Source organism: Halosegnis marinus, assembly GCF_029338355.1.
GTDB classification, from domain to species: domain Archaea; phylum Halobacteriota; class Halobacteria; order Halobacteriales; family Haloarculaceae; genus Halosegnis; species Halosegnis marinus.
In genome coordinates this window covers 326844-350928 of the sequence record NZ_CP119802.1, presented here as the reverse complement: position 1 = coordinate 350928, position 24085 = coordinate 326844, and the positions used below count along the sequence as shown (strand labels likewise).

General features: G+C 71.2%; 26 protein-coding genes. 5 read left to right on the top strand and 21 right to left on the bottom strand.

Annotated features, from left to right (window positions below; all coding sequences use genetic code 11):
- Nucleotides 1-22: 22 nt before the first annotated feature.
- The 3 genes from P2T37_RS02015 to P2T37_RS02005 are packed head-to-tail and all read right to left on the bottom strand — an operon-like array spanning nucleotide 23 to nucleotide 2315.
- Nucleotides 23-610: a TetR/AcrR family transcriptional regulator gene (locus P2T37_RS02015; RefSeq protein ID WP_276235079.1), complete on the bottom strand. Its 588-nt coding sequence runs from the start codon at nucleotides 608-610 to the stop codon at nucleotides 23-25.
- Complete coding sequence (locus P2T37_RS02010; RefSeq protein ID WP_276235078.1) at nucleotides 607-1419, bottom strand: ABC transporter permease subunit; 813 nt, start codon at nucleotides 1417-1419, stop codon at nucleotides 607-609. The genes P2T37_RS02015 and P2T37_RS02010 overlap by 4 nt, the downstream gene beginning before the upstream one ends.
- Nucleotides 1416-2315: an ABC transporter ATP-binding protein gene (locus P2T37_RS02005; protein ID WP_276235076.1), complete on the bottom strand. Its 900-nt coding sequence runs from the start codon at nucleotides 2313-2315 to the stop codon at nucleotides 1416-1418. Before P2T37_RS02005 ends, P2T37_RS02010 begins: the two co-directional genes overlap by 4 nt.
- Nucleotides 2316-2415: 100 nt before the next feature.
- On the opposite strand from P2T37_RS02005, the gene P2T37_RS02000 reads away from it, so the two are divergent.
- On the top strand, nucleotides 2416-3066 hold the full coding sequence (locus P2T37_RS02000; protein ID WP_276235075.1) for a 2,5-diamino-6-(ribosylamino)-4(3H)-pyrimidinone 5'-phosphate reductase: 651 nt from the start codon (nucleotides 2416-2418) through the stop codon (nucleotides 3064-3066).
- A gap of 1 nt (nucleotide 3067) precedes the next feature.
- Here the strand turns inward: P2T37_RS02000 and P2T37_RS01995 are convergent, their stop codons facing one another.
- Both P2T37_RS01995 and P2T37_RS01990 read right to left on the bottom strand, forming a co-directional pair.
- Nucleotides 3068-3646, bottom strand: coding sequence for an NUDIX hydrolase (locus P2T37_RS01995; protein ID WP_276235074.1), 579 nt, complete (start codon nucleotides 3644-3646; stop codon nucleotides 3068-3070).
- A 23-nt stretch (nucleotides 3647-3669) separates the two neighbouring features.
- Nucleotides 3670-4632 carry a diacylglycerol/lipid kinase family protein gene (locus P2T37_RS01990; protein WP_276235073.1) on the bottom strand — a complete coding sequence of 321 codons (963 nt, stop codon included), beginning with the start codon at nucleotides 4630-4632 and terminating at the stop codon, nucleotides 3670-3672.
- A gap of 51 nt (nucleotides 4633-4683) precedes the next feature.
- Between P2T37_RS01990 and P2T37_RS01985 the strand changes: the two genes are divergently transcribed.
- Nucleotides 4684-5334 (top strand): PHP-associated domain-containing protein, encoded by a 651-nt coding sequence (locus tag P2T37_RS01985; protein ID WP_276235072.1) that lies wholly within the window; start codon nucleotides 4684-4686, stop codon nucleotides 5332-5334.
- Here the strand turns inward: P2T37_RS01985 and P2T37_RS01980 are convergent.
- Entirely contained in the window at nucleotides 5331-5744 is a 414-nt protein-coding gene (locus P2T37_RS01980; RefSeq protein WP_276235071.1) for an Lrp/AsnC family transcriptional regulator, read from the bottom strand. The two genes, P2T37_RS01985 and P2T37_RS01980, sit on opposite strands and share 4 nt — an antisense overlap.
- A 102-nt stretch (nucleotides 5745-5846) precedes the next feature.
- Here P2T37_RS01980 and carA point away from each other — a divergent pair, with 102 nt between their 5' ends.
- Nucleotides 5847-6908: a glutamine-hydrolyzing carbamoyl-phosphate synthase small subunit gene (gene carA / locus P2T37_RS01975; protein WP_276235070.1), complete on the top strand. Its 1062-nt coding sequence runs from the start codon at nucleotides 5847-5849 to the stop codon at nucleotides 6906-6908.
- On the opposite strand, the gene P2T37_RS01970 is transcribed toward carA, so the two are convergent.
- The 15 genes from P2T37_RS01970 to P2T37_RS01900 all read right to left on the bottom strand — a co-directional run bounded on the left by P2T37_RS01970 (nucleotide 6905) and on the right by P2T37_RS01900 (nucleotide 22526).
- Nucleotides 6905-7300, bottom strand: a complete 396-nt coding sequence (locus P2T37_RS01970) for a hypothetical protein (protein ID WP_276235069.1) — start codon at nucleotides 7298-7300, stop codon at nucleotides 6905-6907. The two genes, carA and P2T37_RS01970, sit on opposite strands and share 4 nt — an antisense overlap.
- 37 nt (nucleotides 7301-7337) lie before the next feature.
- A complete protein-coding gene (locus P2T37_RS01965) occupies nucleotides 7338-7883 on the bottom strand; it encodes an HD domain-containing protein (RefSeq protein WP_276235068.1) in 546 nt (181 codons plus the stop codon).
- Between the two features lie 25 nt (nucleotides 7884-7908).
- Nucleotides 7909-11199 carry a carbamoyl-phosphate synthase large subunit gene (gene carB, locus P2T37_RS01960; RefSeq protein WP_276235067.1) on the bottom strand — a complete coding sequence of 1097 codons (3291 nt, stop codon included), beginning with the start codon at nucleotides 11197-11199 and terminating at the stop codon, nucleotides 7909-7911.
- Between the two features lie 78 nt (nucleotides 11200-11277).
- On the bottom strand, nucleotides 11278-12702 hold the full coding sequence (locus P2T37_RS01955) for a DUF7282 domain-containing protein (protein WP_276235066.1): 1425 nt from the start codon (nucleotides 12700-12702) through the stop codon (nucleotides 11278-11280).
- Nucleotides 12703-12743: 41 nt separating this feature from the next.
- Complete coding sequence (locus tag P2T37_RS01950; protein WP_276235065.1) at nucleotides 12744-13259, bottom strand: DUF7529 family protein; 516 nt, start codon at nucleotides 13257-13259, stop codon at nucleotides 12744-12746.
- Between the two features lie 44 nt (nucleotides 13260-13303).
- Nucleotides 13304-14695, bottom strand: coding sequence for an ABC transporter ATP-binding protein (locus P2T37_RS01945; protein ID WP_276235064.1), 1392 nt, complete (start codon nucleotides 14693-14695; stop codon nucleotides 13304-13306).
- A complete protein-coding gene (locus P2T37_RS01940; protein ID WP_276235063.1) occupies nucleotides 14688-15911 on the bottom strand; it encodes an ABC transporter ATP-binding protein in 1224 nt (407 codons plus the stop codon). The genes P2T37_RS01945 and P2T37_RS01940 overlap by 8 nt, the downstream gene beginning before the upstream one ends.
- Nucleotides 15908-17014, bottom strand: a complete 1107-nt coding sequence (locus P2T37_RS01935; protein WP_276235062.1) for an ABC transporter permease — start codon at nucleotides 17012-17014, stop codon at nucleotides 15908-15910. Before P2T37_RS01935 ends, P2T37_RS01940 begins: the two co-directional genes overlap by 4 nt.
- The gene (locus P2T37_RS01930; protein ID WP_276235061.1) at nucleotides 17015-18046 is read right to left on the bottom strand and encodes an ABC transporter permease; all 1032 of its coding nucleotides are present in this window, start codon (nucleotides 18044-18046) and stop codon (nucleotides 17015-17017) included.
- A gap of 33 nt (nucleotides 18047-18079) precedes the next feature.
- Nucleotides 18080-19711: an ABC transporter substrate-binding protein gene (locus tag P2T37_RS01925; protein ID WP_276235060.1), complete on the bottom strand. Its 1632-nt coding sequence runs from the start codon at nucleotides 19709-19711 to the stop codon at nucleotides 18080-18082.
- A gap of 94 nt (nucleotides 19712-19805) precedes the next feature.
- A complete protein-coding gene (locus P2T37_RS01920; RefSeq protein ID WP_276236202.1) occupies nucleotides 19806-20033 on the bottom strand; it encodes a hypothetical protein in 228 nt (75 codons plus the stop codon).
- A gap of 134 nt (nucleotides 20034-20167) precedes the next feature.
- Complete coding sequence (locus P2T37_RS01915; RefSeq protein ID WP_276235059.1) at nucleotides 20168-20698, bottom strand: DUF5815 family protein; 531 nt, start codon at nucleotides 20696-20698, stop codon at nucleotides 20168-20170.
- Between the two features lie 51 nt (nucleotides 20699-20749).
- The gene (locus tag P2T37_RS01910) at nucleotides 20750-21580 is read right to left on the bottom strand and encodes a hypothetical protein (protein ID WP_276235057.1); all 831 of its coding nucleotides are present in this window, start codon (nucleotides 21578-21580) and stop codon (nucleotides 20750-20752) included.
- On the bottom strand, nucleotides 21581-22000 hold the full coding sequence (locus P2T37_RS01905) for a DUF7124 domain-containing protein (RefSeq protein WP_276235055.1): 420 nt from the start codon (nucleotides 21998-22000) through the stop codon (nucleotides 21581-21583).
- 40 nt (nucleotides 22001-22040) lie between these two features.
- Nucleotides 22041-22526, bottom strand: a complete 486-nt coding sequence (locus P2T37_RS01900; RefSeq protein WP_276235054.1) for a GNAT family N-acetyltransferase — start codon at nucleotides 22524-22526, stop codon at nucleotides 22041-22043.
- A gap of 81 nt (nucleotides 22527-22607) precedes the next feature.
- On the opposite strand from P2T37_RS01900, the gene P2T37_RS01895 reads away from it, so the two are divergent.
- The gene (locus P2T37_RS01895; protein WP_276235053.1) at nucleotides 22608-23672 is read left to right on the top strand and encodes a DUF502 domain-containing protein; all 1065 of its coding nucleotides are present in this window, start codon (nucleotides 22608-22610) and stop codon (nucleotides 23670-23672) included.
- On the top strand, nucleotides 23662-24084 hold the full coding sequence (locus tag P2T37_RS01890) for an archease (RefSeq protein WP_276235052.1): 423 nt from the start codon (nucleotides 23662-23664) through the stop codon (nucleotides 24082-24084). Before P2T37_RS01895 ends, P2T37_RS01890 begins: the two co-directional genes overlap by 11 nt.
- Nucleotide 24085 lies beyond the last annotated feature (1 nt).

Here is a 24085-nt window from a genome sequence, read left to right as displayed (position 1 = left end):
TAGCACTGAGCGTACAAGTCGGTTACGACGCCTCGCGCACCAGCCCGCGGGCGACGCTGTCGAGGAGCAGGTCGCGCACGGCCGGGTAGCGGTCGCCGACCTCCTCGCGGTGGAGGGTGACGAAGGTGGCCGCCCGGATGGCGCCCGCGACCGTCTCCGCGTCGGCGTCGGGGAGGCGGTCGGCGTGTCGCTCCACGAACGGGGTGAGGAAGGCGAGGTCGGCCTCGCGGGCCGCCTCGCGCTCCGCCGCGTCCGTCGCGGCGAGCAGGTCGTCGTAGCCGTCGCCGACGAGCAGCGTCCGCGTGAGCGGGTTCGTCTCGATCTCGGTACAGACGCGGTCGAGGAACTCCCGCAGGCCGGCCTCGGGGTCGTCGTTCGACAGCGGCGGGAGCACCTCGCTCGCGACGCGCTCGCCCTCGGCGTCGAGGACGGCGCGATAGAGGCCGGCCTTCGAGTCGAAGAAGCGGTAGAACGTCCCCGTCGCGATGCCGGCGTCGTCGGCGAGTTCGGCGACGGTCGTCTTCGAGAGGCCGTATCGCGAGAACCGCTCGCGGCCGGCCGCGAGCAACCGTTCGGCGATGCGCTCGCGTTCCGCCTCGGAGAAGCTCATCGGATATCCGCCCGGCGGAAGCGCAGGACGGCGAGCGCGACGAGGACGGCCGTGACGCCGAGCAACAGCGCCGACTCCGCGACGGCGAACTCCCCGCGAACGAGTATCGCGGTCGGGTCGTAGTAGCCCGAGGGAGCGAGCCACGACACCCAGTCGTAGCCGGCGGTCGAGGCGACCGTCTCCGCGAGGAAGAGGCCGAACGCGAGCCCCAGCCCGCCCTTCTCGGCCGCGCCGCGGCGCTGGAGCGTCACCGACAGCAGGAGGCCGATGGCGCCGCAGGCAAGCAGGTAGGGTACCGAGAGGAGGTGGACCATCGCCAGCCGCGCGAGGTCGATGCTCTCGCCGACGGCGAGGACGCCCGCGTACACGACGACGAACCCGACGACGTTCACGACGACGACGGGGACGAGCAGGCTGGCGTACGCCTCGACGACGACGCGGCCCCGGGAGACGGGCGCGGCGAGCAGCGAGTCCATCCGGCCGGTCTCCACGTCGGCGGCCACCAGCCCGCCCCCGCGGTAGGCGAGATAGAGGCCGAGCAGGATGACCCAGCCGAAGGCGTACAGTTCGGCCGCGAGGAAGCCGCCCATCGTGGTGAACGCCTCGATGCCGAACGCCTCCGAGAACGCCGGCGGGAGGCTGTCCACGTACGCCTGCAGGTCCGCGCCCGAGTCCTGCACCGATGGGAAGAAGGCGACCATCATGACGGCGAGGACGGCCATCCCCGCGGCGACGACGAGCGACTCCCGCAGGCGGCGGCGCGACTCGTAGGCGAGCAGCGCCCCCGCGGGCGAGCGGACGAGGCTCACGCCGCCACCTCCGCGGCCGGGGCCTCGTCGTCGTAGAAGCGCATGAATACCTCTTCGAGCGGCGCCTCCTCGATCTCGAGGTCCTCGATGTCGTAGCGGTCGAGCGCGTCCACGAGGTCGTCGTAGCTCCCGGCGAGCGTGAACGTCGTAGTCTCGCCGACCGAGAGGTCGTGGACGCCCGGGAACGCGAAGTCGTCCGGCTCGACCGCACCCGCGACGCGCAGGCTGACGCGCTTGCCCGCCCGGTCGAGCAGGTCCGCGACGGACTCGACGGTGACGAACCGCCCGTCGCGGATGACGCCGACGCGGTCGCAGACGCGCCGCACCTCCCCCAGCACGTGCGAGGAGAGGAACAGCGTCACGCCGCGCTCGCGCTCCTCGTCGAGGAACGCGTAGAACCGCTCCTGCATCAGCGGGTCCAGCCCGGAGGTCGGCTCGTCCATCACCACGAGGTCGGGTTCGTGCATGAACGAGAGCACGATGGCGAGCTTCTGGCGGTTGCCGCGCGAGTAGTCGCCGACCGTCCGCTCGACCGGCACGTCGAACAGCTCTATCAGCTCCGCCGAGCGCGTATCCCCCCGGAGCCGGCCGTACAGCCGGACCAGTTCCCGCCCGGTGGCCGACTCGTCGAGTCCCGGCTCCGCCGCGAGATAGCCGATCCGTGCGCGCGCCTCGCGGAGCGCGTCGGCGTCGCGGACGTCCGCGCCGAGCACCGTCGCGGTGCCGCTCGTCGGGGACAGCAGGCCCAGAAGCGTGCGGATGGTCGTCGTCTTCCCGGCGCCGTTCGGGCCGAGGAAGCCGAACGCCTCGCCGGTCTCCACCGTCACGGAGAGGTCCTCGACGCCGCGCACGTCGCCGTAGTACTTCGTCAGGTCGCGCGTCTCGATGGCGTTCACGGCGTGTTCACTGCTCGTGGTACGCTTCGTGAACGTTTGAATATATCGTTCACGAGTTTCGCGACGAAACCGTTACCCGCCGCCCCCGAGCAGGGGGCACATGCACGTCCACGTGAACGCCGCCGCCTCCGCCGACGGGAAGCTCTCCACCCGTCGGCGCGAGCAGGTGCGCATCTCCGGCGAGGCGGACTTCGCCCGGATGGAGCGTATCCGCGCCGAATCCGACGCCGTGCTGGTCGGCGTCGGGACCGTGCTCGCGGACGACCCCTCGCTCCTGCGCCACGACGAGGCCCGCCGCGCGGAACTCGGGAAGGCGGGTCGGCCCGCGCGCGTCGTCGCGGACTCGCGGGCGCGAACGCCCGCCGACGCGGCGATACTCGACGGCCCGGCGGCGACCTACCTGCTCGTCTCCGAGGCCGCGCCGGCCGACCGCGTGCGGGCGCTGGAGGACGCGGGCGCGACGGTCATCGGGGCGGGCGGGGAGCGGGTCGCCCTCCCCGCGGCGCTGTCGGCGCTCGCCGACGCGGGCGTCGAGTACCTGATGGTCGAGGGGGGCGGCGAACTCATCTTCTCGCTGTTCGCCGAAGGGCTGGTCGACGAACTGACGCTGTACGTCGGCTCGCTGATACTCGGGGGGCGGGACGCGCCCACGCTCGCCGACGGCGAGGGGTTCGTCGGGGAGTTCCCGCGGCCGTCGCTGGTCGGCGTCGAACGAATGGACGACGGCGTGGTGCTGTCGTACGAGGTCTGAGTCAGAAGTCGCGGCGCATCGCGATCTCGAACCACGGGCACAGCCGCAGTTGGCGGTACCACCGGGGGTTCTCGTGGAGGCGCTCGTAGGGGACCCACATCGTGCCGGCTATCTCCTCCGGTTCGGGGTCGAGGCTGCGGTCGTCGAGCGTGCACTTCAGGACGGCACACACCTCCCATTCGAGGCCCTCCTCCAGGTAGTAGCGCTTGTACTCGAACTTGTCCGTGACGCGCAGGTCCGAGTACTGGTCGGGCGTGACGCCGAGTTCCTCCTCCAGCCGCTGGCGGGTGGCCTCCTTCTGGGTCTGTCCCTGCACCGGGTGGGAGGCGACGGTGCCGTCCCAGAAGGTGTCCCAGAGGCGCTTCGAGGGGGCGCGCTGGCCCAGCAGGACGTGGCCCTCGCCGTCGAAGACCAGACAGGTGAACGCGCGGTGGCGGATGCCGTCGCCCGTGTGGGCGTCGAGGCGGTTGACGACGCCCTCCTCGTTGTCGTCGCCGTCGACCGCGACGACGTTCTGTCGGGCGTTCTCGTGGTCGGTCCCCTCCCCGACCGCGCCGCTCGGGTCCGAATCCGTGCTCATACGCGCCGAGACGGCGAGACGCGTTAATTACCCTTCGACTTTCCCCACTCCTCCGGCGCGGGGTCGTACCCCTCGCCGACGCGGAACCGCATCGCGCCGGGCCGCGACCGGAGCGTGATGTCCGTCCGCGAGAGCGTCTCGCCGTCCAGCGAGAACGTCGCCGGGTCGCCCGCGTGGCGAACGTCGAGGCGCGGCACCTTCAGCCGGGTGAGGTGGCTCGCCCCGCGCCGGAGCAGGCGGTCGGCCGCGCCCCGCGCGAGGTAGTCGATGGTCGGCGCCCGCTCGATGACGACGACGTTCAACAGGCCGTCCTCCATGTTCGCCTGCCGCATCCGCTCGCCCGGGAAGCGCCGGCCGTTGCCGACCAGCACCATCAGCGCGGTGCCGGTCCACAGTCTGTCGCCCCGCTCGCGCGACGGGTCGCTCCCGCTGCTCGCGTCGTCGTCGGCCCCGGCGCGCACGTCGAGTTCCAGCCCCTCGAACGTCCGCGTCTCGGCGAGTGTCCGCAGGACGTACGCGAGGACGCCGAGCCGCTTCTTCGCCGCGGGCGAGGTCTTCCGGGAGGACTCGGCGGTGAGCCCGCCGACACAGGAGTTGACGAAGGGTCGCTCGTCGCCGGCGACCCAGCCGAGGTCGAGGCGACGGCGTTCGCCGCGCGCCAGCACCTCGAAGGCGTGCTCGACGCCCCGGACGCCGAGGTTGTCCGCGAAGTCGTTGCCCGTGCCCGCGGGGACGACGCCCAGCTCCACGTCGTCGAGGGCGTCGGCGTCGGCGACGCCCCGGACCACCTCGTTGAGGGTGCCGTCGCCGCCGCAGGCGGCTATCTGGGTCACGTCGGGTTCGCGAGCGGCCTCGGCCGCGAGGGTCCGCGTCTCGCCGCGCGCGGTCGAGTCACGCACGTCGAAGCCGCGCTTCTCGGCGAGGGTCGCGGCGCGCTTCGAGGTCGCCCGGTCGCCGCTGTTGGGGTTCCGCACGAGGACGCGCATATCACGTCGGCGGGGGGAAAGCGCAAAGGGCTGTCGCCGCTGACCCCACCTGTGCTCCGCGTCGACCTCCACGCCCACACGCGATTCTTCCACGCTCGGCCGGGCGCCCCGACGGCGTTCGACCCGGTCGGCGCGCGCCTGCTCGCGTGGTACGCCCGCCGCCGGGGGCTCGACGCCGTCGCCGTCACGAACCACGACTACCGGTACGACGCGGTCGCCGACGGCGTGACCTTCCTGCCGGGTATCGAGGTCTCGACGACGATGGGCCACGTCACCGTCGTCGGCCCGGACCCGCCCGAGCGCACCGTGCCGGGGACCCTCACGCCCGAGGAGACGGTCGCACTCGCGCACGACCGCGGCTGTGTCGCCGTCCTCGCCCACCCGTTCCGGGGCTCGACGGCGCGACGCTCGGCGGCCGCCTTCGACGCCGTGGAGTGTAACGGCAAGCACGCCGACACTCACGCGAAGGCCCGGGCGGTGGCCGAGCGCCGGGGCGTCCCGGTCGTCGGCGGCTCGGACGCCCACTACCCGTTCGAGGTCGGGCGCGGCTACACGGAGGTGGAAGGCGACGAGGCGACCCCCGAGGCCGTCGTCGCGGCGATACGCGAGGGTCGCGTGGACGCGGCCGTCCACGAGCGGCGGACCGACCGCGCGCTCGGGCCGCTCTACCGGGCGATACACCGGACGCGGGGGACCCGCTAGCCGAGCGTCTCGTTGAGGATGAGCCGCGTCTTGGTGGAGACGACCTCGTCCAGTTCGCGCGCCTTCGTGATGAGGTCGTTCAGCGCGTTCGTGTCGGCGGCGTCCACGACGAGGACGATGTCCTCCTCGCCGGAGACCTGCCAGACGTAGTCGACGGCGTCCCAGTCGGCCATCGCGTCGGAGACGGCGCGGGTGTCCACGTCGACGGCGACGCCCACCTCGACCATCGCCTTCACGTTGCCCGTCCGGGTGGCGACGGTGAACCGCTCTATCGCGCCGTCGTCGAGCATCCGCTCGACGCGGTTGCGGACGGTCCCCTCGGAGGTGCCGACGGACTCGGCTATCTCCGTGTACGGGGTGCGCGCGTCCCGTCGGAGGATGTTCAGGATGCGCCGGTCGAGGTCGTCCATCGAGATGCGTGGGTACCGAGCGGCAACACTTGACGATTACGAATTTCGTAGCCTGACTTCGAACCGAACCGTTAAGGAGCGTCCACGAATACGAGACTCGTAATGACACCGGCCTACGTCGCGCTCGAAACCGGCCGCGTCGTGGAGGCGCGCACCCGTGCCCCCGGTCGCGCACGCGGGGAACTCGTCTTCACGACGGCGTACACGGGCTACGAGGAGTCGCTCACCGACCCGAGCTACGAGGAGCAGGTGCTCACGTTCTCGTACCCGCTCATCGGCAACTACGGCGTCCGCGAGGAACGCTTCGAGTCCGACCGGGTCCACCCCCGGGCCGCCGTCGCGCGCGAACTCACGGAGGACGTGGCCGAGTGGCTCACCGAGGAGGGCGTGCCCGCGGTCGACCACCTCGACACCCGCGACCTCGTCACCGGCATCCGCGAGCGCGGCGCGATGAAGTGCGGCATCGCCGCCGGCCCGGAGGCCACCCCCGAGGCCGCGAAGGAGGAGCTGTCGGGCTGTAAGGGGATGAGCGAACACACCGACATCGGCGCGCAGGTGTCCGTGGACGCGGCCCACACACACAACGCCGACGGCGACGGCGTCCACGTCGCGCTCGTCGACTGCGGCGCGAAGGGCTCCATCGTGGAGTCGCTCGTCGAGCGCGACGCCGTCGTGGACGTGCTCCCGTACGACGCCACGGCCGACGAGGTGCGCGCGCTCGACCCGGACGTGCTGTTCGTCTCGAACGGCCCCGGCGACCCGGAGAACTTCGTCGCCGCGAACGCGCTCGCCGCGGAGTTCGCGGGCGAGGTGCCGATGGCCGGCATCTGCCTCGGTCAGCAGGTCATCGCGGGCGCGCTCGGCGGCGAGACGGAGAAGATGGCGTTCGGCCACCGCGGCGTCAATCAGCCGGTCCGCGACCTGCGCTCCGGGCGCGTCGTGATGACGACCCAGAACCACGGCTACACCGTCTCCGACCCCGGCCCGCTCGACGTGACGCAGGTGAACGTCAACGACGACACCCCCGAGGGGCTCGAGAGCGACGACCTCGGCATCATCACCCGCCAGTACCACCCCGAGGCGAACCCCGGCCCGCACGACTCGCTCGACTTCTTCGACGACGTGGTCGCGCTCGCCGAGGAGGACCCGGTCGCCGCCGACTAGTCCTTCCCGCCCGCCGCGCGCTGGCCCAGTTTCCTGAAGTACTCGCCGACCGGCGCGAACAGCACGTTCACGACGCCCGCGCCGACCAGCACGCTCCCGAGGTAGCCGTAGCCGAGCGACGGGTCCCCGATGACCGGCCACAGGCCGACGCCGACGCTGCCCGCCAGCAGGCCGAAGGAGACGCCGGAGACGTACCCCTGCGTGCGTTCGAGCACGAACGTCGCGATGCCCGCGAAGCCGAGCAGCGGCACGAGCGTCGCCTGCGGCTCCGCGGCGTTCGCCAGCCCGAAGGTGACGACCCCGGCCAGCGCGAAGCCGATACCGAGCAGCCTGAGCTGTCGCTTGCCGTAGCCCGCGCCGTCGTCCGCCGCCTCCCCGTCCGTGTCGCTCATTGCCGGGGGATGGACCGCCCCACGTATCCCGTTGTCGTCAGGCGTCGCGTAAGTCGTCGACCGCGGTGAGCCGTATCGCCGCCGCGGCGACCTCGTCCGCGCGGCGTATCAGCTCCGCCTCCAGGAACGCCGGCTCGACCCGCGTGCGCGACGTGTGCGAGAGGACGATGTGCGCGTACTCGACCGGCAGCCCCGCGGCGGCGGTGTAGTGAACCCCGTAGTAGGGGTGGCCGAGCAGGTCGTAGGTGTCCGTCGCTCCCATCCCGTCGAACTCGGCGAGCTTCGAGACGTCGTGGACGAGCGCGCCCGCGACGAGCAGGTCGCGGTCCACGGCCGCGCCGCGCGAGGCTTCCAGCGCGTCCGCCAGCCCGCGCGCGCCGGCGACCACGTCCCGGACGTGGCCGACGAGCGTCTCGTCGTCGATACCGAGGTCGCGCTGGACGGGCGGGAGCCACGGGACCGCCGCGAGGTTCGAGACGCCGCTCCCGTCGCACGCGAGCGCCCAGCAGTCGCGGACCCGCCCGCGCAGGTCGGGGTCGTCGATGTCGGCCACCTCCGGAAAACAGTCGAGCACGTCGGTCATGGGGCGGGTGCGCCCGGACCGGCCTTCAGTATTCGCCCCAGTCGCGCCGCTCGGTCGGCCGCTCGGAGAGCGCGAGCACGTCGAGCGGCTCGTCGGCCGTCTCGATTGCCTCCAGCGCGGCGCGCGCGCTCGGCACCGTCGAGAAGTACGTGATCTCCTCCTCGACGGCGACTTCGAGCAGGTCGCGGTCCCGCGAGAGAATGAGGTCCACCTCGCCCGCGCGGACCGCCGCGGTGAGGTCGTCGTACTCGTCGGGGGCCGTCAGCTCGAAGTTGCGTGCGACGCCCTCCTCGATGTCCGAGAGGTCCTCGTTCTTCTGGGAGAGCCCGCGCAGGGTTTCGAGGTCGACGACCGCCGTACCCCCGGTCGGGATGGGCTTGCCCGTCGCGTCCTGCGCCTTGAGGTACGCCTTGCCGAACGAGCGTGCGGTGCCCATCACCTCGCCGGTGGACTTCATCTCCGGGCCGAGCCGCGGGTCCGAGCCCGGCAGGCGGTCGAACGGGAGGACGACCTCCTTCACGGAGACGTGCTCGGGCACCTGCTCGTGGACCCGTAGCTCCGAGAGCGACGCGCCGGCCATCACCTTCGCCGCGAGCTTCGCGATGGGGACGCCGGTCGCCTTCGAGACGAACGGGACGGTGCGCGAGGAGCGCGGGTTCGCCTCCAGCACGTACACCTCGCCCTCGCGGACGGCGAGCTGGACGTTCAGCAGGCCGACGGTGTCGAGCGCGGTCGCGATCTCCTCCGTCACCTCCCGGACCCGTTCGAGGGTGTCGGTCGAGAGCGAGCGCGGCGGAATCAGACACGCGGAGTCGCCGGAGTGGACGCCCGCGCTCTCGACGTGTTCCATCACGCCGCCGATGAGCACGTCATCGCCGTCGCTCACGGCGTCCACGTCGAGCTCCACCGCGTCCGCGAGGAACTCGTCGACGAGGATGGGCTTGTCCGGCGAGACACGCACCGCCTCCTCGATGTACTCCTTCAGCTCCTCGTCGGAGTAGACCACGTCCATCGCGCGGCCGCCGAGCACGTACGACGGGCGCACGAGCACCGGATAGCCCAGTTCCTCGGCGAGATCGAGCGCCTCGGCCTCCGAGGTCGCGGTGCCGCCCTCCGGCTGGGCGATGCCGAGTTCGTCCATCAGGACGTTGAAGCGGTCGCGGTCCTCCGCGAGGTCCATCGCCTCGACGCTGGTGCCCATCACCTCGCAGTCGAGCCCGCGGCGGTCGAGTTCGCGTTCGAGCGGCTCGCCGACGTTGACGGAGGTCTGCCCGCCGAACTGCACCATCACGCCGTCCGCGTCCGCGGCCTCGACCACGTCCGCGACCTCCTCCGCGGTGACCGGCTCGAAGAACAGCCCGTCGGAGGTGTCGTAGTCCGTCGACACCGTCTCGGGGTTGTTGTTGACGACGTGGGCGTCGATGCCCTCCTCGCGGAGCGCGCGCACCGCGTGGACCGCACAGTAGTCGAACTCGACGCCCTGCCCGATGCGGATGGGCCCGCCGCCGACCACGACGACGCTCTCGGCGTCGCGGTCCACCTGCACCTCGTCGCGGGAGATGTCCGAGAGCGGTTCGCGCGCCGAGTAGTAGTACGGCGTCGAGGCGGCGAACTCGCCCGCGCAGGTGTCCACCTGCTTGAACCGGCGGTCCACGGCCGTCTCCTCGACGTTCTCGACGGCCACTTCCCCGCCGTCGACGGCCACCTCGTCGTCCGGCTCGTCGCCCGTTTCCACGTCGAGCGTCGCCGGGAGCCACGAGGCGTGGGTGTCGTTGAACTCCCCGCCCGCCATCGCCGTGACCTCCTGGTTCGTGAAGCCGACCTCGGTCGCCGGCTCCGTGTCGCCGGCCATCGCGGCCTCGGCGGCCTCGGCGACGCGGCCGAACCGCTCGACGTACCACTCGTGGATGTCGGTCAGTTCGACCACCTCCTCGGTGGTGTAGCCCCGCGCGAACGCCTCGAACATCGCGTACGGGCGGTCCGGGGACGGGCGTTCGAGGTACTCCGCGTCGAGCACCTCGTCGTCGACCGTCGTGAAGTCCACGGCGGGGTCGTACTCTGAGGAGCGCAACGCCTTGAGGAGCGACTCCTCGAAGGTGCGCCCGATGGCCATCGCCTCCCCGGTGGACTTCATCGCCGTCGAGAGTTCGAAGTCCACGTCGCCGAACTTGTCGGCGGGCCAGCGCGGCACCTTCGTCACCACGTAGTCGATGGCCGGCTCGAACGCCGCCGTCGTCTCGCCCGTTATCTCGTTGTCTATCTCGTGGAGGCGCTTGCCGAGCGCGACCTTCGCCGTGACGCGGGCGATGGGGTAGCCGGTCGCCTTCGAGGCCAGCGCCGAGGAGCGCGACACGCGGGGGTTCACCTCGACGACGCGGTACTCGCCGCCGGGGGTGCCGTCGTCGCGCCACGCGTGCTGGATGTTACAGCCGCCCTGGATGCCGAGTTCACGGATGACCTTCAGCGCGGAGTCGCGCATCGCCTGGTGGCCCTCGTCCGGGATGACCTGCGAGGGCGTGACGACCGTGGACTCGCCCGTGTGGATGCCCATCGGGTCGATGTTCTCCATGTTGCAGATGATGATACACGAGTCGTCGGCGTCGCGCATCACCTCGTACTCCAGCTCCACCCAGCCCTCGATGGACTCGGTGATGAGCACCTCCGAGTTGCGCGAGAGGCGCAGCCCCTTGCGGACGCGCTCGTACAGTTCGTCGATGTCGTCGACGACGCCCGACCCGCTCCCGCCGAGGGTGTAGGTCGTCCGCGAGATGACGGGAAGCCCGCCGACGGCCTCGACGGCCTCGTCCACGCGCTCGCGGAGGTCCTCCGCGGTGAGGTCCGTCGTCTCCTCGCCCTCGTCGAGCGTGATTGTCGTGGAGGCCGGCACCGGCTCGCCGATGCTCTCCATCCGCTGGCGGAACAGGTCGCGGTCCTCCGTCGCGTAGATGGTGTCGAGGGGGGTGCCCATGATGTCCACGTCGTACTCGTCGAGCACGCCCTCCTCCGCGAGTTCGGCGGTGACGTTCAGCCCCGTCTGGCCGCCCAGCCCGGCGATGACGCCGTCCGGCTCCTCGGCCGCGATTATCTCCGAGATGGCCTCGACGGTGATGGGCTCGACGTACACCTTGTCGGCCATCTCCGAGTCGGTCATGATGGTCGCGGGGTTGGAGTTGACGAGGACGACTCGGGCACCCTCCTCCTGGAGCGCCCGGCACGCCTGTGCGCCGGAGTAGTCGAACTCGGCCGCCTGGCCTATCTGGATGGGACCGGAGCCGATGAGCAGGATGGTGCGGTCGTCCGTGGCCTCGTCGCTCATTACTCCAGTCGAGTTCGTACATCGTAATAAGCGCGGCGAAGTGTTACGATATTCGCAACGGACTTTCGAGTTCCGTACTCAGCGGCGCTCCCGCCCGGCGAGCAGCGCCACGGCCGCGAACGCGGCCGCCGCGGCCGTCGCGCCCAGTCCCGGCTGGCCGGGGGTGTTCGTCGCCGTCCGCGTCCCCGTGGTCGTGGTCGTGGCCGTCGGCGTAGCCGTTGCGGTTGGTGTCGCGGTGGGCGTCGCGGTCGGTGTCGCCGTGCCGTATCGGACGGTCGTCGACACGGTGTCGCCGTCCGCGCGGTACGGACCGTCGGCCGCGTCGAAGGTCCCGTTCCCGTCCGTGTCGCGGTACGCGACGAGCGTCAGGACGCTCCCGGGGGCCACCTCGTCCTCGGGGAACGTCAGGCTCGCCAGCCGGTCGCCGGGCCGGTGGCGCTCGACGGCGACGACCGCGCCCGAGTCGTCGGTCAACACGAGGAAGCCGCCGGCGGCGAGGCGCGTCTCGCGCAGGCGGACGGCCCCGTCGCGAACCGTGACCGGGCCGATGCTCGCGGCCGCCTCGACCGTTCGTCCGGGCAGCTCCCGGGTCTCGGCCCCGTAGCCGCGGGGACGAAGCGTCACGGTGACGTTCCTGCCCGCGGCCACACTGCCCGCCGGGAGGGGTACCCGGGTTCGGCCGTCACTCCCGACCTCGACCGTCCGCTCGAACAGGGCCGACCCGTTCCGGTCGCCGACGACCCGGAGCGTCACCCGCGTTCCGGGGGCCGTCGTCGCCCGGACGACCAGCGAGTCGCCGGACGCGCCGAGGCGCACCGAGTCCTCCCCGGTGTACCCGAAGTCGGCGTCCTCCGGGGTCGAGCGCGCCAGCGTCGCGTCGGCCTCGACGAAGGCGGCCGTCGGCGCGCCCTCGAAGGAGACGTACCGGTCCTCGGCGTCGGTGTGGAAGCGCGCCGCGTACACCTCGCCGGGTTGCAGTTCCGGCGTCGGAACGCCGTCGCCGCCGCTCCACCGGAGTTGCGCCCGCTCGGTGTGTATCACGACGTACGTCGTCGCGTTCCCCGCGACCACGCGCGTCGCGTTCGCGTCGAGCACGAACGCCTTCGGCGGGCGCATCGTCGGCGGGTTCTGCTGCACCACCGAGAGGGCCGCGTCGGTGTCGTTCAGCAGGCCGAGGAAGCGCGCGGTCGTCGTCGCCTCGGAGCGGTTCCGGAGGCGCTCGACCAGCGCGCGCGAGTCGAGCGCGACCACGAGCACCTCGCCGGGAACGACCGGGTCCGCGTCCGCGACCGCGCCGTCCGCGCGGGCGCGCTCGACGGCCCCGACGCTGTCGAGGTCGTCCCACAGCGCGGGACGTGCGCGCCAGAGGTCAGAGACGGTCGCGTTCGGGGCGTCGGTGTCGATCGCGGCGTCGTCGGCCGGTGCCGCGGGACCGGCGACGGCGACCGATGGAGCGACGGCCGCGAGTGTCAGGAGGGCGACGAGCGCGAGGGGAGGGCGCATACGGCGGCCCTGTCCGACGCGCGTGATAAGTCTTGTCTGGGTTACTCGGCCGCGCCGAAGAACGGCGCCGGGTACTCGTGGCGCACGTGGACGTACTCGTTCGAGAGCCGTCGCAGGTGCGTCCACAGTTCCCCGTCCTCGGCGGCGAGGGTGCGGAGCGTCTCCGCGCCGTCGTCGCCGTAGTAGAGCGGACAACACACCGCGCGCTCGGCGTCGGAATCCTTCAGGACGACGAGCAGGAAGGCGATTCCCGACTCCGCGCGGTACACGTCGTGGTCGGGGAACTCGTCGGCCTCGACCCACTTGTGGAGGCGTTCGAACTCGTCGTCCGGGAGGAGCACGTCGAAGCCGCGCTGGCGCTCCGTGACGACCGTCACGTCGCCGGGGTGGAGTTCGAGCACGTCCCACCCGGCCTCGCGGAACTCCGCCGCGGTGGCGGCCATGTCGTCGAGCAGGTCGTCCCAGTGTTCGCGTATCGCGTCGGCCGTGCCGCCGGCCGCGAACGCGGGGGCGCCCGTGGCCTCGGCGTCGATGTCCTCGGCGTGCTCGTCGCTCATGGGCACTCGGAGTCGGGCGCGCGGGAAAACGCTTCCCGTCGCGCTCAGTCGTCGGCCGACGCGGACGCGTCGTCGCGGCCCGCGGCCACCTCGATGGGCTCGGAGTCCCAGTACCGGTGGCCCTCGACCGCGCGGAAGCAGGCGGCGGACTGCCCCTCGACGCCGGCGTCGTAGCCCGCGGGCGCCTCCTCGCGGCACGCCTCGCGGGCGTACGGACACCGCGTGTGGAACCGACAGCCGGCGGGCGGATTGCGCGGCGAGGGCACGTCGCCCTGGAGCGCCTCGACGCGGCGCCCCCGTTCGCTCGTGTCCGCGCGCGGGACGCTCTCCAGGAGCTTCTCGGTGTAGGGGTGCTGGGGGTTCTCGAAGATGGCGTCGACCGGGCCGGACTCGACGATCTCCCCGAGGTACATCACGGCGACGCGGTCGGAGATGTGCCGGACGACGGAGAGGTCGTGGGCGATGAAGAGGTAGGTCAGCCCGAACTCCTCCTGGAGGTCGTCGAGCAGATTGAGTATCTGCGCCTGGACGGACACGTCGAGCGCGCTCACCGGCTCGTCGAGCACGACGAACTCGGGTTCGAGCGCGAGCGCCCGCGCGATGCCGATGCGCTGGCGCTGGCCCCCGGAGAACTCGTGGGGGTAGCGGTCCACCTGGCCGGCGGAGAGGCCGACCCGCTCCAACAGCTCCATCGCGCGCTCGCGGCGGAGCTGTCGCGCGGACCGGCCGACGACGACGCGCACCGAGAGCGTGTCGCCGTCCTCGACCCGGAGCCGGAGGTCCTCCTCGACCGAGACGCGGAGCGCGGTGCCGTCGTCGCGCTCGACGAACTCGACGGTCGGGTCGTCCAGTTCGTCGCCGTCGGCGCGCGCGTCCGGTCCCCGGACGGCCGCGACCGTCACGTGCGCGACGGCCTCGCGGTCGTCGCCCGTGCCGGTCGCCTCGACGACGCGGTCGATGTCGTCCGCGGCCGCGACCGTCACCGCCTCGGGCGCCAGCCCGTCGAGCGTCACGTCGGTCCGGCACTCGACCGCGGGGTCGCTCGCCGGGCGGTCGTGGATGAGCAGCGGCTCCGCGACCACCTCGCCCGCGGTGAGCCGGGGGTCGAGACTGGAGAAGGGGTCCTGGAAGACGACCTGCGCGCGCCGGCGGAACGCGTCGCGCTCGGCGTCGCTCATCTCGAAGACGCGCTGTCCGTCGAAGCGGACCTCGCCGTCGGTCGCCTCCTCGAGGGCGAGCAGGGTCTCGCCGGTGGTCGACTTCCCGCAGCCGGACTCGCCGACGAGTCCGAGCGTCTCGCCCTCCTCGACGGCGAAGCTGACCCCGTCCACGGCCTTCACGCTCTCCGGCTCGCGCCTGAACAGGCGGTCCACGAGCGTGTCGTTCTCGACGTAGTACTTGCGCAGTCCCTCCACTTCGAGTATCGGGTCAGTCATCGTCGGTCACCTCCGCGGCGCGGGCCTCCCCGACCGCCTCGGACTCGTCGTACTCCCCGTCCACGAGGACACACCGGGCGGCGTGTTCCTCGCCGCCGGCCTTGCGCTCGGGCTGCGGGTCGAGACACGACTCCATCGCCTTCGGACAGCGGGGCGCGAAGTAACACCCCGGCCCCATCTCCTCGTCCAGCAGGCTGGGGACGTTCCCCTCGATTGGCTGGAGCCGCGGCGCCGGGTCGTCGAGGTCCGGTATCGACCCGATGAGCCCCTGCGTGTACGGGTGGATCGGGTCGTCGAACACGTCCGCGAGCGTGCCCCGCTCGACGATCTCGCCGGCGTACATCACGGCGACGCGGTCGCACATCCGCGCGATGACGCCGAGATCGTGGGTGATGAGCACGATGGACATGTCGCGCTCGGCCTGTATCTCGCGCAGCAGTTCGAGTATCTGCGCCTGGATGGTCACGTCGAGCGCCGTAGTCGGCTCGTCAGCGACGAGTACGTCCGGCTCGCCGGCGAGCGCCTGTGCGATCATCGCGCGCTGGAGCATCCCGCCGGAGAACTCGTGGGGGTACTCGTCGGCGCGCTCCTCGGGGTCGGGGATTCCGACCTGTTCGAGCAGTTCGACGGCGCGCTCGTGGCTCTCCTCGTTCGTGTAGTCGCGGCCGGGCACCAGCCCGTCCACGAGATACGAGGCCAGCCCGTACCCCTGCGTCCGCGAGCGGGTCGAGCGCGGGTTCGCGGTCGCCCGCCGCTGGACCTCGACGGCCTCGGCGATCTGCTCGCCGACCGTGAGCGAGGGGTTGAAACTGCTCATCGGGTCCTGGAATATCATGCTGAACGTCGGGCCGCGCAGCGAGGCGCGCACGGATTTCGGCAGCTCCCGAAGGTCCACGAACTCGCCGGCGGACCCGCTCCGCTCGCCCGCAGAGTCCCCGGTCGCATCGCTTTCCGGGACACCCGCGGCCTCGGGGTACTCCTCGGCGAGCTCCGGCTTGCGGAGCCACACCTGCCCGGACGTGATCCGACCGGGCGACTCGACGAGGTCGATGAGCGACAGTGCCGTCACCGACTTGCCGGAACCGGACTCGCCGACGATGCCGAGTATCTCCCCCTCCCGCACGTCGAAGGAGACGGACTCGACGGCGTTGACCTGCCCCTCGCCGGTGAAGAAGCGCGTCGAGAGGTCCTCGACGCGGAGGGTGTCACGGCTCATACGCCACCCCCCTCGCCCTCGATACCGGGGTCGAGCGCGTCACGGAGCCAGTCCCCGACGAGGTTGATGCCGATGACGGTGAAGACGATGGCCAGCCCCGGCATGGCGGCGATCCACCACGCCGTCGTCTGGTACTGCCGCCCCTGCGAGATGTCGAAGCCCCACGACAGCGTGGTGCCCGAGAAGCCGAGGAACGACAGCGCGCTCTCCAGCAGGACGATGGCTGCCACCTGTATCGTCCCGAGCACGAGGATGGGCGTGAGGCTGTTCGGGAGGACGTGTTTCCGGATGATGAAGGGGTCCGACCCGCCGAGCGAGCGGGCGGCCTTCACGTACTCCTGCTCGCGGACGCCGAGCGCCTCGCCGCGCGCGACGCGGGCGAACCACACCCAGTTCACGATGCCGACGACGACGATGACCGTCCCCGGCAGGGTGAACGTATCTGGCATCCCGGTCGGGTAGGTGAGTCCCCCCGGGAGGGAGAGCAGGCTCCGGAACGCCTCCGAGATACCGAGCGCGACGAACGGGTCCGGTATCGACACCGCGGCCTGGCCGAACAGGCCGACCAGCGCGATGGCGAGGACGAGCGACGGGAACGCGAGACTCACGTCCGCGACCCGCATCAGCGCGTCGTCCACCCGGCCCTTGTAGTAGCCGGACACCATCCCGACGGGGACGCCGATAGCCATCGCCAGCAGGGTGCCGAGCAGGCCGACGAGCAGGGACGTGCGCGCCCCGTAAACGACCCGCGAGAGCATGTCGCGGCCCAGCCCGTCGGTGCCGAGCGGGTGCGCGACGGTGGCGTTCACGAACACCGTCTCGTTGACGATACCGCCGTCCGGCCCGGGCCGGACCTCCGTCTCGGCGCGCGAGAAGCCCAGCGGCGGCTGTCGCGCGTTCGAACTGTTCTGGTCCGTCGGGTTCCACGGCGCGACCAGCGGCGCGAACGTCGCCGTCAGGATGACGACGACGAGCAGGACGATACCGACCTTCGCCAGCGCGCTGGAGCGCAGTTCCGACTTGAGGTTCCGTACCGTCCGGGGGGAGACGCTCCCCTTCACCGCGTTCCACACGGCCCCGAACAGGTCGTCGAGCAGGGGCATCTACTCCATCACCTGCGGATTGAGCCGCGCGTACAGCGCGTCGACGACGATGTTCACGAACACGAAGCCGCTGCCGATGACGACGAGGCTGCCCTGGATGAGCGGCCAGTCGCGGTTGTTGATGGCGTCGATGACCAGCGAGCCGAGCCCCGGCCAGTCGAAGACGGCCTCCGTGATGACCGCGCCGCCGATGAGCGTCCCCAGTTGGAGCCCCACGACGGTGATGACGGGGATGAGCGTGTTCCGGAGCGCGTGGCGGTAGCGCACCAGCGTCTCCGGCAGGCCCTTCGCGCGGGCCGCCTGCACGTACCCCTGTCCCAGCTGGTCGAGCATCCCGGAGCGGGTGAGGCGGGTGATGAGCGCCGTGAAGTACGTCCCGAGGGTCACCGCCGGCAGGAACAGGTGGAACAGCCAGTTCCGCGCGTCGGCGACGAAGCCGTCGACGTTCAGCGGCAGGGCCCACCCCTGCTCCGGCCCGCTCACCACGACGAGGTTCCCGACCGTTTCGAGGAACCCGACCGGCCGGGAGCTGGTCGGGAACACCTGGAACTGCACCGCGAGCAGGACGACGAGCATCACGCCGAGCCAGAAGTTCGGCGTCGAGATGCCCAGCAGCGAGAACAGCGTCGCGACGTAGTCTGGGAACTCGTGGCGGCGCGTCGCGCTCACGACGCCGAGGGGAATCGAGATGACCACGGCGACGAGCGTCGAGGCGACCGCGAGTTCGAGCGTCGCCGGGAGCTTCGCGAACACGCGCGGCGCGACGGCCGTGCGCGACCGGTACGAGTAGCCCATGTCCCCCTGCAACAGCGAAACGATGTAGTCGAAGTACTGGACGTACAGCGGCTGGTCGAGCCCGAGGTTCTCCGCGATGCGTCTCCGCGTCTCCGGGCCCGCGTCCAGCGGCGCGATGACGTCCACGGGGTTGCCGGGCGTGATGTAGCGCAACACGAACAGCACGGTGATGACCCCGAGGACGACACCGAGCCCCTGCAGGACGCGCTTCGTCAGAAAACGGCCGAAGGAGGCCATTTACGCCGATACCTCGGTATCGAACATACCGAGTCAGTTCTCGTTCGCCATGCTCTGCGCCTGGCTCATCAGCTCGTTGACCTCCTCGCTCACGTACGAGTACAGCTCCCCCTCGTCGGTGAGCAGCGGCAGGATGGTCTGGCTCGTGTCGAACGTGGAGTTCCCCCAGCCGATGAGGTAGAAGTCCGGGCCGGTGGTGATGTCGCCGTCCACCAGCTCGCTGGCGAGCGCGCCGAAGTCGCGCTGCTGCACCTCGGCGGAGACGTTGTCCAGTTCGTCGAGGTAGCCGACGACGGACTGCGCGATCTCGAGGTCCTTCAGGTAGCGCCCGACCGGCGTGTGGAGGGTTATCTCCGCGCCGGCGTAGCCGCTCTCCTCGACCAGGCGCTCGGCCTCCTCGACGTCGTACGGGAACGGGTCGAGGTCGGGGTTGTAGCCGAAGTGGCCCTCAAGCCCCGGCTGTGCCGTCCGGTTCGCGAACCCGGAGAGGACGTTGTCGATGATGCTCTCCAGGTCGATGGCGTAGTTCATCGCGCGGCGGAACTCGACCGAGTCGAACGGCTCGGCGTTGTACACCATCGCGTTGTAGATGATACGCGTGCTCGCCACCGAGCTAACCGACGCGTCGTCGGAGTTCTGGACGCGGGAGGCGTCCTGGGGCGGGACGTTGACGATGAGGTCCGTCTCGCCCGAGAGCAGCTGATTGACGCGGGTGCTCGACTCCGGGACGCCCTGGATCGTGAGCGAGTCGGCCGGCGGCGCGTCGCCGTAGTAGTCGTCGTAGCTGGAGTAGACGACCTGAACGTCCTGCTCGTACGTCTCCAGCATGTACGGCCCGGTCCCGTTCATGTTGGAGTTGATGTAGGCGCTGTCGTTGCTCTCGACCCACGAGCGGTTCATGATGTCACAGTAGCTCGCGAACTCGGCGAAGACGATGGGGTTGATGCCGTCGGAGTTGACGATGACGGCGTTGTCGCCGTCGGCCGGCTCCGCGCTCTGAACGCCCGTGAGCTGACTGCGCTGGGGGCTCTCCAGACCGCCGACGTCCGACTGGACGATGCGGTTGACGGAGAAGGCGACGTCCTGCTTCGTCATCGAGTCGCCGCTGTGGAACGAGACGCCGGAGCGCAGTTCGAACCGGACCCGGCCGGGTTCGAGCCGCTCGTAGCCCGTGGCGAGCTGGTCCTCGATGGCGCCCTCCGCGTCGCGGGTGAGCAGCCCCTCGTACGCCTGCAGGACGATGTTGTCCGTCGGCGTCTCGCGGTGGTCGTGGGGGTCCAGCCCCGAGTCCATCGAGGACTGGGAGATGGTGATCGACGACTTCGACCCCTGCGGCTCGATTGCGTAGCCGTCGATGCGCTCGTCGTTGCGCGGCGTCCACTCGATCTCGCTCGACAGCCCGTAGACGCTGTACTGCTGGTTCAGGAAGATCCACGGCGCGTCCTCGTTGAGCACGCGGCCGGCCCGCTGGAGGTACCCCTCGCGGGTCGTCGGCTCCGGCCGGTCCGTGGCCGTCTCCCCGTCGGTGCTCGTGGCGGTCGCGCCGCCGTCGTCGTCGCCGTCGGTCGGCGTCGAATCGCCGCCCGAACAGCCCGCGAGCGCCGCCGCGCCCGCCGCGCTGCCGGCCAGCGTCAGGAACTTCCGCCGCTCGATATCTCGTGACATATATTCGCACGAGAATGGGGACATACTTAAGAGTCGTGGGAGATGTCCGCCAGCGAACGGTTGTGGCGGTCGCCGGCGACCACGGCGCGACGGCTCAGACGGTGCCGCCGATGCGGTAGCGGTACGGCTGTTCGCGGATGATCTCCACGTCGCCGCGCTCGGCGCGCCGGCCGAGGACGGTCGCGACCCGGTGGGCGCTGTCGAACTCCTCGCCGTGCTCGTCGAGCAGCGCGAGTATCTCGCGGGCCGTCATCGGCTCCTCCGGCTCGGCCTCCGTGAGGACGGAGCGGATGCGCTCGAACTCGCCACGGCGTATGCGCATGTGCATACACACCACCCCCGAACCCTTAGCTACCCGTCAGACAGGCGTCGGACGCTCGGGCGGGCGAAAACGGGGGGCGGCGCGCGGCCGTGCCCCGTGCCGTCCGTCCGACAGAACGTGTCACACGCGTTCGCTCACGCGGGCGTGTCGTGCTCGCTCGCGAAGTCGCGCTCGCGGCGGTACTGCTCGACGAACTCGGCCACGTCGAACTGGAGCATCTGCTCCTCGAACTCCGAGACCGCCCCGTCGTCCTCGGCGTGGCTCACCGCGTGTTCCATCAGCTCGACGAGCAGTTCGACCGCTATCTCGTGGAGCCGCCGGGAGTCGAAGTCCGTCACCCACACCATCGCGTACCCGACCTCGCCGTCGTCGCTCACGTCCGCGGAGACGACGGCCTCGGGGAACTCCTCCAGCACGATGCCCATGAGGTGGGTCATGGAGAACTCCCGCTCGCCGGTCGTCTCCACCGTCGCCCGGAGGGTATCGACGAGGAACTCGGGGACGAACCGCGACAGGGGATGGACGTCGACGACGACGGCGTGGTCCTCGCCGCAGTCGCAGCCGAACTCCCGCAGTCCCATGTCGAGGTCGTAGACCCGCTTCTCCTCGCCGCAGGGCAGGTCGAGGACCTCGCCGCGGCCGCCCGGCACGCGTGGCTCCGCCATACCCGCCATCGTCGCGCGCGACGTAAAAGGTCGTCTACCCGCTCTCGGACCTCACTCCGGCTCCGGCAGGTCGTCGGCCCCCAGCGGCGCGTCGTAGGGGTCCGCGTCGTCGGCCCCGTCCTCGTTCCCCTCCCCCTCGATGCCGTCGCGGGCGGCGACGTAGGCGCGGCCGACGACGCCGGCGGACAGGAGGTTCCCGAGGCCGATGGCGACGCCGCCGAGCAGGAGCCCCGGCGTGCCGGGGACCGTGGCGGCGAGCAGCCGCGGCGAGAGGTACAGCGCGAGCAGCAGCGAGACGACGCCGAGCACCTCGAACCGCCGACCGGCGGCGAGCCCCCACGCCGTCGAGAGCGCCTCGACGGGACCGGCGTCGTCCACCGCGATCGCCGCGTGCGCGAACAGCAGCGAGACGGCGAGGAACACGCCGGGGAGGACGAACGCGGCGAGGCCGACGGCGACCAGCCCGCGCACGAGGACTCCGACGAGGAAGCCGACCGCGACGGCCCGCCCGACCCGCCGGGTCGCGGCCGCGCGGAGACCGTCCCCGGTCACGGCCCGGAGCGCGACGACGGCGGCGTACTCGGCGACGAGCGCGACGGCGAGGAAGAGGAGGAGCGAGCCGCCGTACGAGAGCCCGAGCGCCAGCGGCGTGTCGCCCATCGTCGCGAGGTTCGCCTCGATGGTCGCCGGGTCGACGCCGAGCGCGCGGTACTGCTCGACGAGGGCGGGCCGGAGGGTCGCGTCCCCGACGGCGGCCGCGAGCAGCGTCTCGCGGGCGACCACCGTGGCGACGCCGACGGCGAGGAACAGCGCGGCGAGCGCCGCGCCGACCCGGCCGCGGAGCTCGCGCAGGGCCTCGACGAGGGCGGTCGCGCCGTCCATCTACGGCCAGTCGTCGCGTTCGTCGTCGCCCTCGCGCTCGGCGCGCGTCGTCTCCGGGTCGCCGAGGTCCCACTCGGCGGCCTCGGCGGCTCGCTCGACGGGGAGGAACTCCCAGCCGACCTCCTCGGCGACGGCCTCGTCGTCGCCGTCCGTCGTCCCGATGAGGACGTGGCGGTCCGTCTCGAACTGGCGCTTGACGTTCTCCAGCGACTCCGCCTTGCCGCGGGGGCCGGAGAAGAAGTCCTGCCGGATGCGGTTCTTCCGGGTGAAGTTGGTCACGACGTAGGTGGGCTTGTCGCTCACCACGCCGACGTACTCGCTCCACGTCCGGGCGTCGGCGAAGACGGCCTCGGGGTCCGCGAGCCGTTTGAGCGCCTCCAGCTCGAACGCGAGCGTCATGTCCGCGGAACCGCCTTGCATGCCTAGTCGGGGGTCGCCCCCGGGCGAAAACGCTTCGGTCTCACCGACGGATGAACCGGGAGAGCTTCTCCGACAGCGACTCCTCGCCCAGCTTCAGGTAGTAGGCGTCGCCGCGGTCCTCGTAGTAGTCGTCCACGCGCCGGACTATCTCGAAGCCGATGCCCTCGTAGAAGGCGACGGCGCTGCGGTTCGTCGTCCGGGCGTGGCAGGTGACGGCGCCGTAGTCGTCCGCGACCTCCGCGACGAGGTGTTTGCCGTACCCCTCGCCGCGGTGTTCGGGGGCGACGGCGAGAAAGAGGATGTACCCGTCCCGGCGGACCGAGGCGAAGCCGACGAGGTTCTCGCCGTCCAGGTCGCGCTCCACGAGCGCGTAGGTGGTCGAGCGCCGGTAGGCGTCGGTGAAGAAGCCGCGGCGCTGGCGCAACACGCCCTCCTCGCGGCGGATGCGCTCCTTCAGTGCCCACGCGTCCTCGACGAGCGAGTCGTCCCCCCGCTCGAAGACGCGCAGTTCTATCGTGGCACTCACTGACGGGCGGTACTCGGCCGGCGAGTATAACTCCAACGCCACGGCCGGAACGCTTTCGGCGCGGCGCGGAGTGGGACGACCATGCCACCCGCTTCGCCCGACGAGGGGTCGAACGGCGAGGAGCGGCCGGTCCCCGACGTCAGCCCGCGGCAGGCGGTGCGCCGGTCGCTCATCACCGGCACGGCCATCGTCCTCCCGCTCGCGGTGACGCTGCTCATCCTCAACTTCGTTCTCGGCTCCATCTCCGACCAGCTCAACCCTCTGACGAACGCCATCCAGGACAGCACGTTCGTCGCCCCCGACACGCAGGCGCTGCTCATCGAGGCCGTCACGGTGGCGGCGCTGCTCGTCGTCATCCTCGTCATCGGCTTCGCCGTCGAGTACTCCCAGCGCGGCGAACAGCTGGGCGACGTCTTCGACGACCTGATGGCCGCCATCCCCGGTATCGGCTCCGTCTACACCTCCTTCAACGAGATGTCCGAGATAATGCTCGACTCCGACACGGACAGCTTCCAGGAGGTGAAGCTGGTCGAGTACCCGGGCAAGGGGTCGTACACGGTCGCGTTCAAGACGGCGGACACGCCCGGCGTCATCGAGACCGACACCGGCCACGAGGACATGGTGACGCTGTTCATGCCGATGGCTCCGAACCCCGTGATGGGCGGGTTCGTCATCCACGTCTCGACGGACCGCGTCGTCGACGTGGACCTCACCGTCGAACAGGGTATCCGTTCCATCGTCACCTCGGGGGTCGCCATCGGCGGCGAGGAGACTCCCGAACTCCGCGGCCTCAGCGAGTCGGAGATGCGCGAACTCGGCCACATCGAGCGCATCGACCAGCAGACGACCCCCGAGCGGGAGTCCCCCGACGTGCGCCACGACGACAGCGGCTTCGAGGACCACACCGAGGAGTACGACGCCTCCGTCTCGCCCGAGCACTCCGACACGCCGGGGAAGATAGCCGAGCGCGAGCGCGACGGCGGGCGCGACGCGACGGAGACGGTGCCCGCCGAACAGGCCGGGCGCGACTCCGAGCGGCGCGAGACGACCGAGGAGACGCCAGCGGAGGCGTCGGGCCGCGACGAGGCGACCCGCGAACCGACCGACGGGACCCCCGCCGAACGGTCGGGCCGCGATGACGAGTGACACGACGTTCGCCCTGCGCGAGCACACCGCCGACGTGGCCGTCGAGGCGACCGGCCCCGACCTCGGGGCGCTGTTCGCCGCGGTCGCGGACGGCCTGACCGCCGCCCAGACCGACGACCTCCCGGCCGGCGGCGACCGTTTCGACCTCCGGGTCGCGGCGGAGTCCCGCGAGGCCGCGCTGTTCGAGTACCTCGACGAACTGATCTACGAGCGGGACGTGCGCGGCGTCCTCCCCTGCGACAACGAGGCCGCGGTGACCGGGACGGGCGACCGCTGGGTCGTCGAGGCGAGCGCGCGCGGCCTCCCGCTCGACGCCGTCGCGGCCCGCGAGGTGAAGGCCGTCACCTACTCCGAGATGGCCGTCGAGCGGGTCGGGTCGGGGTGGCGCGCCTACGTCGTTCTCGACGTGTAGC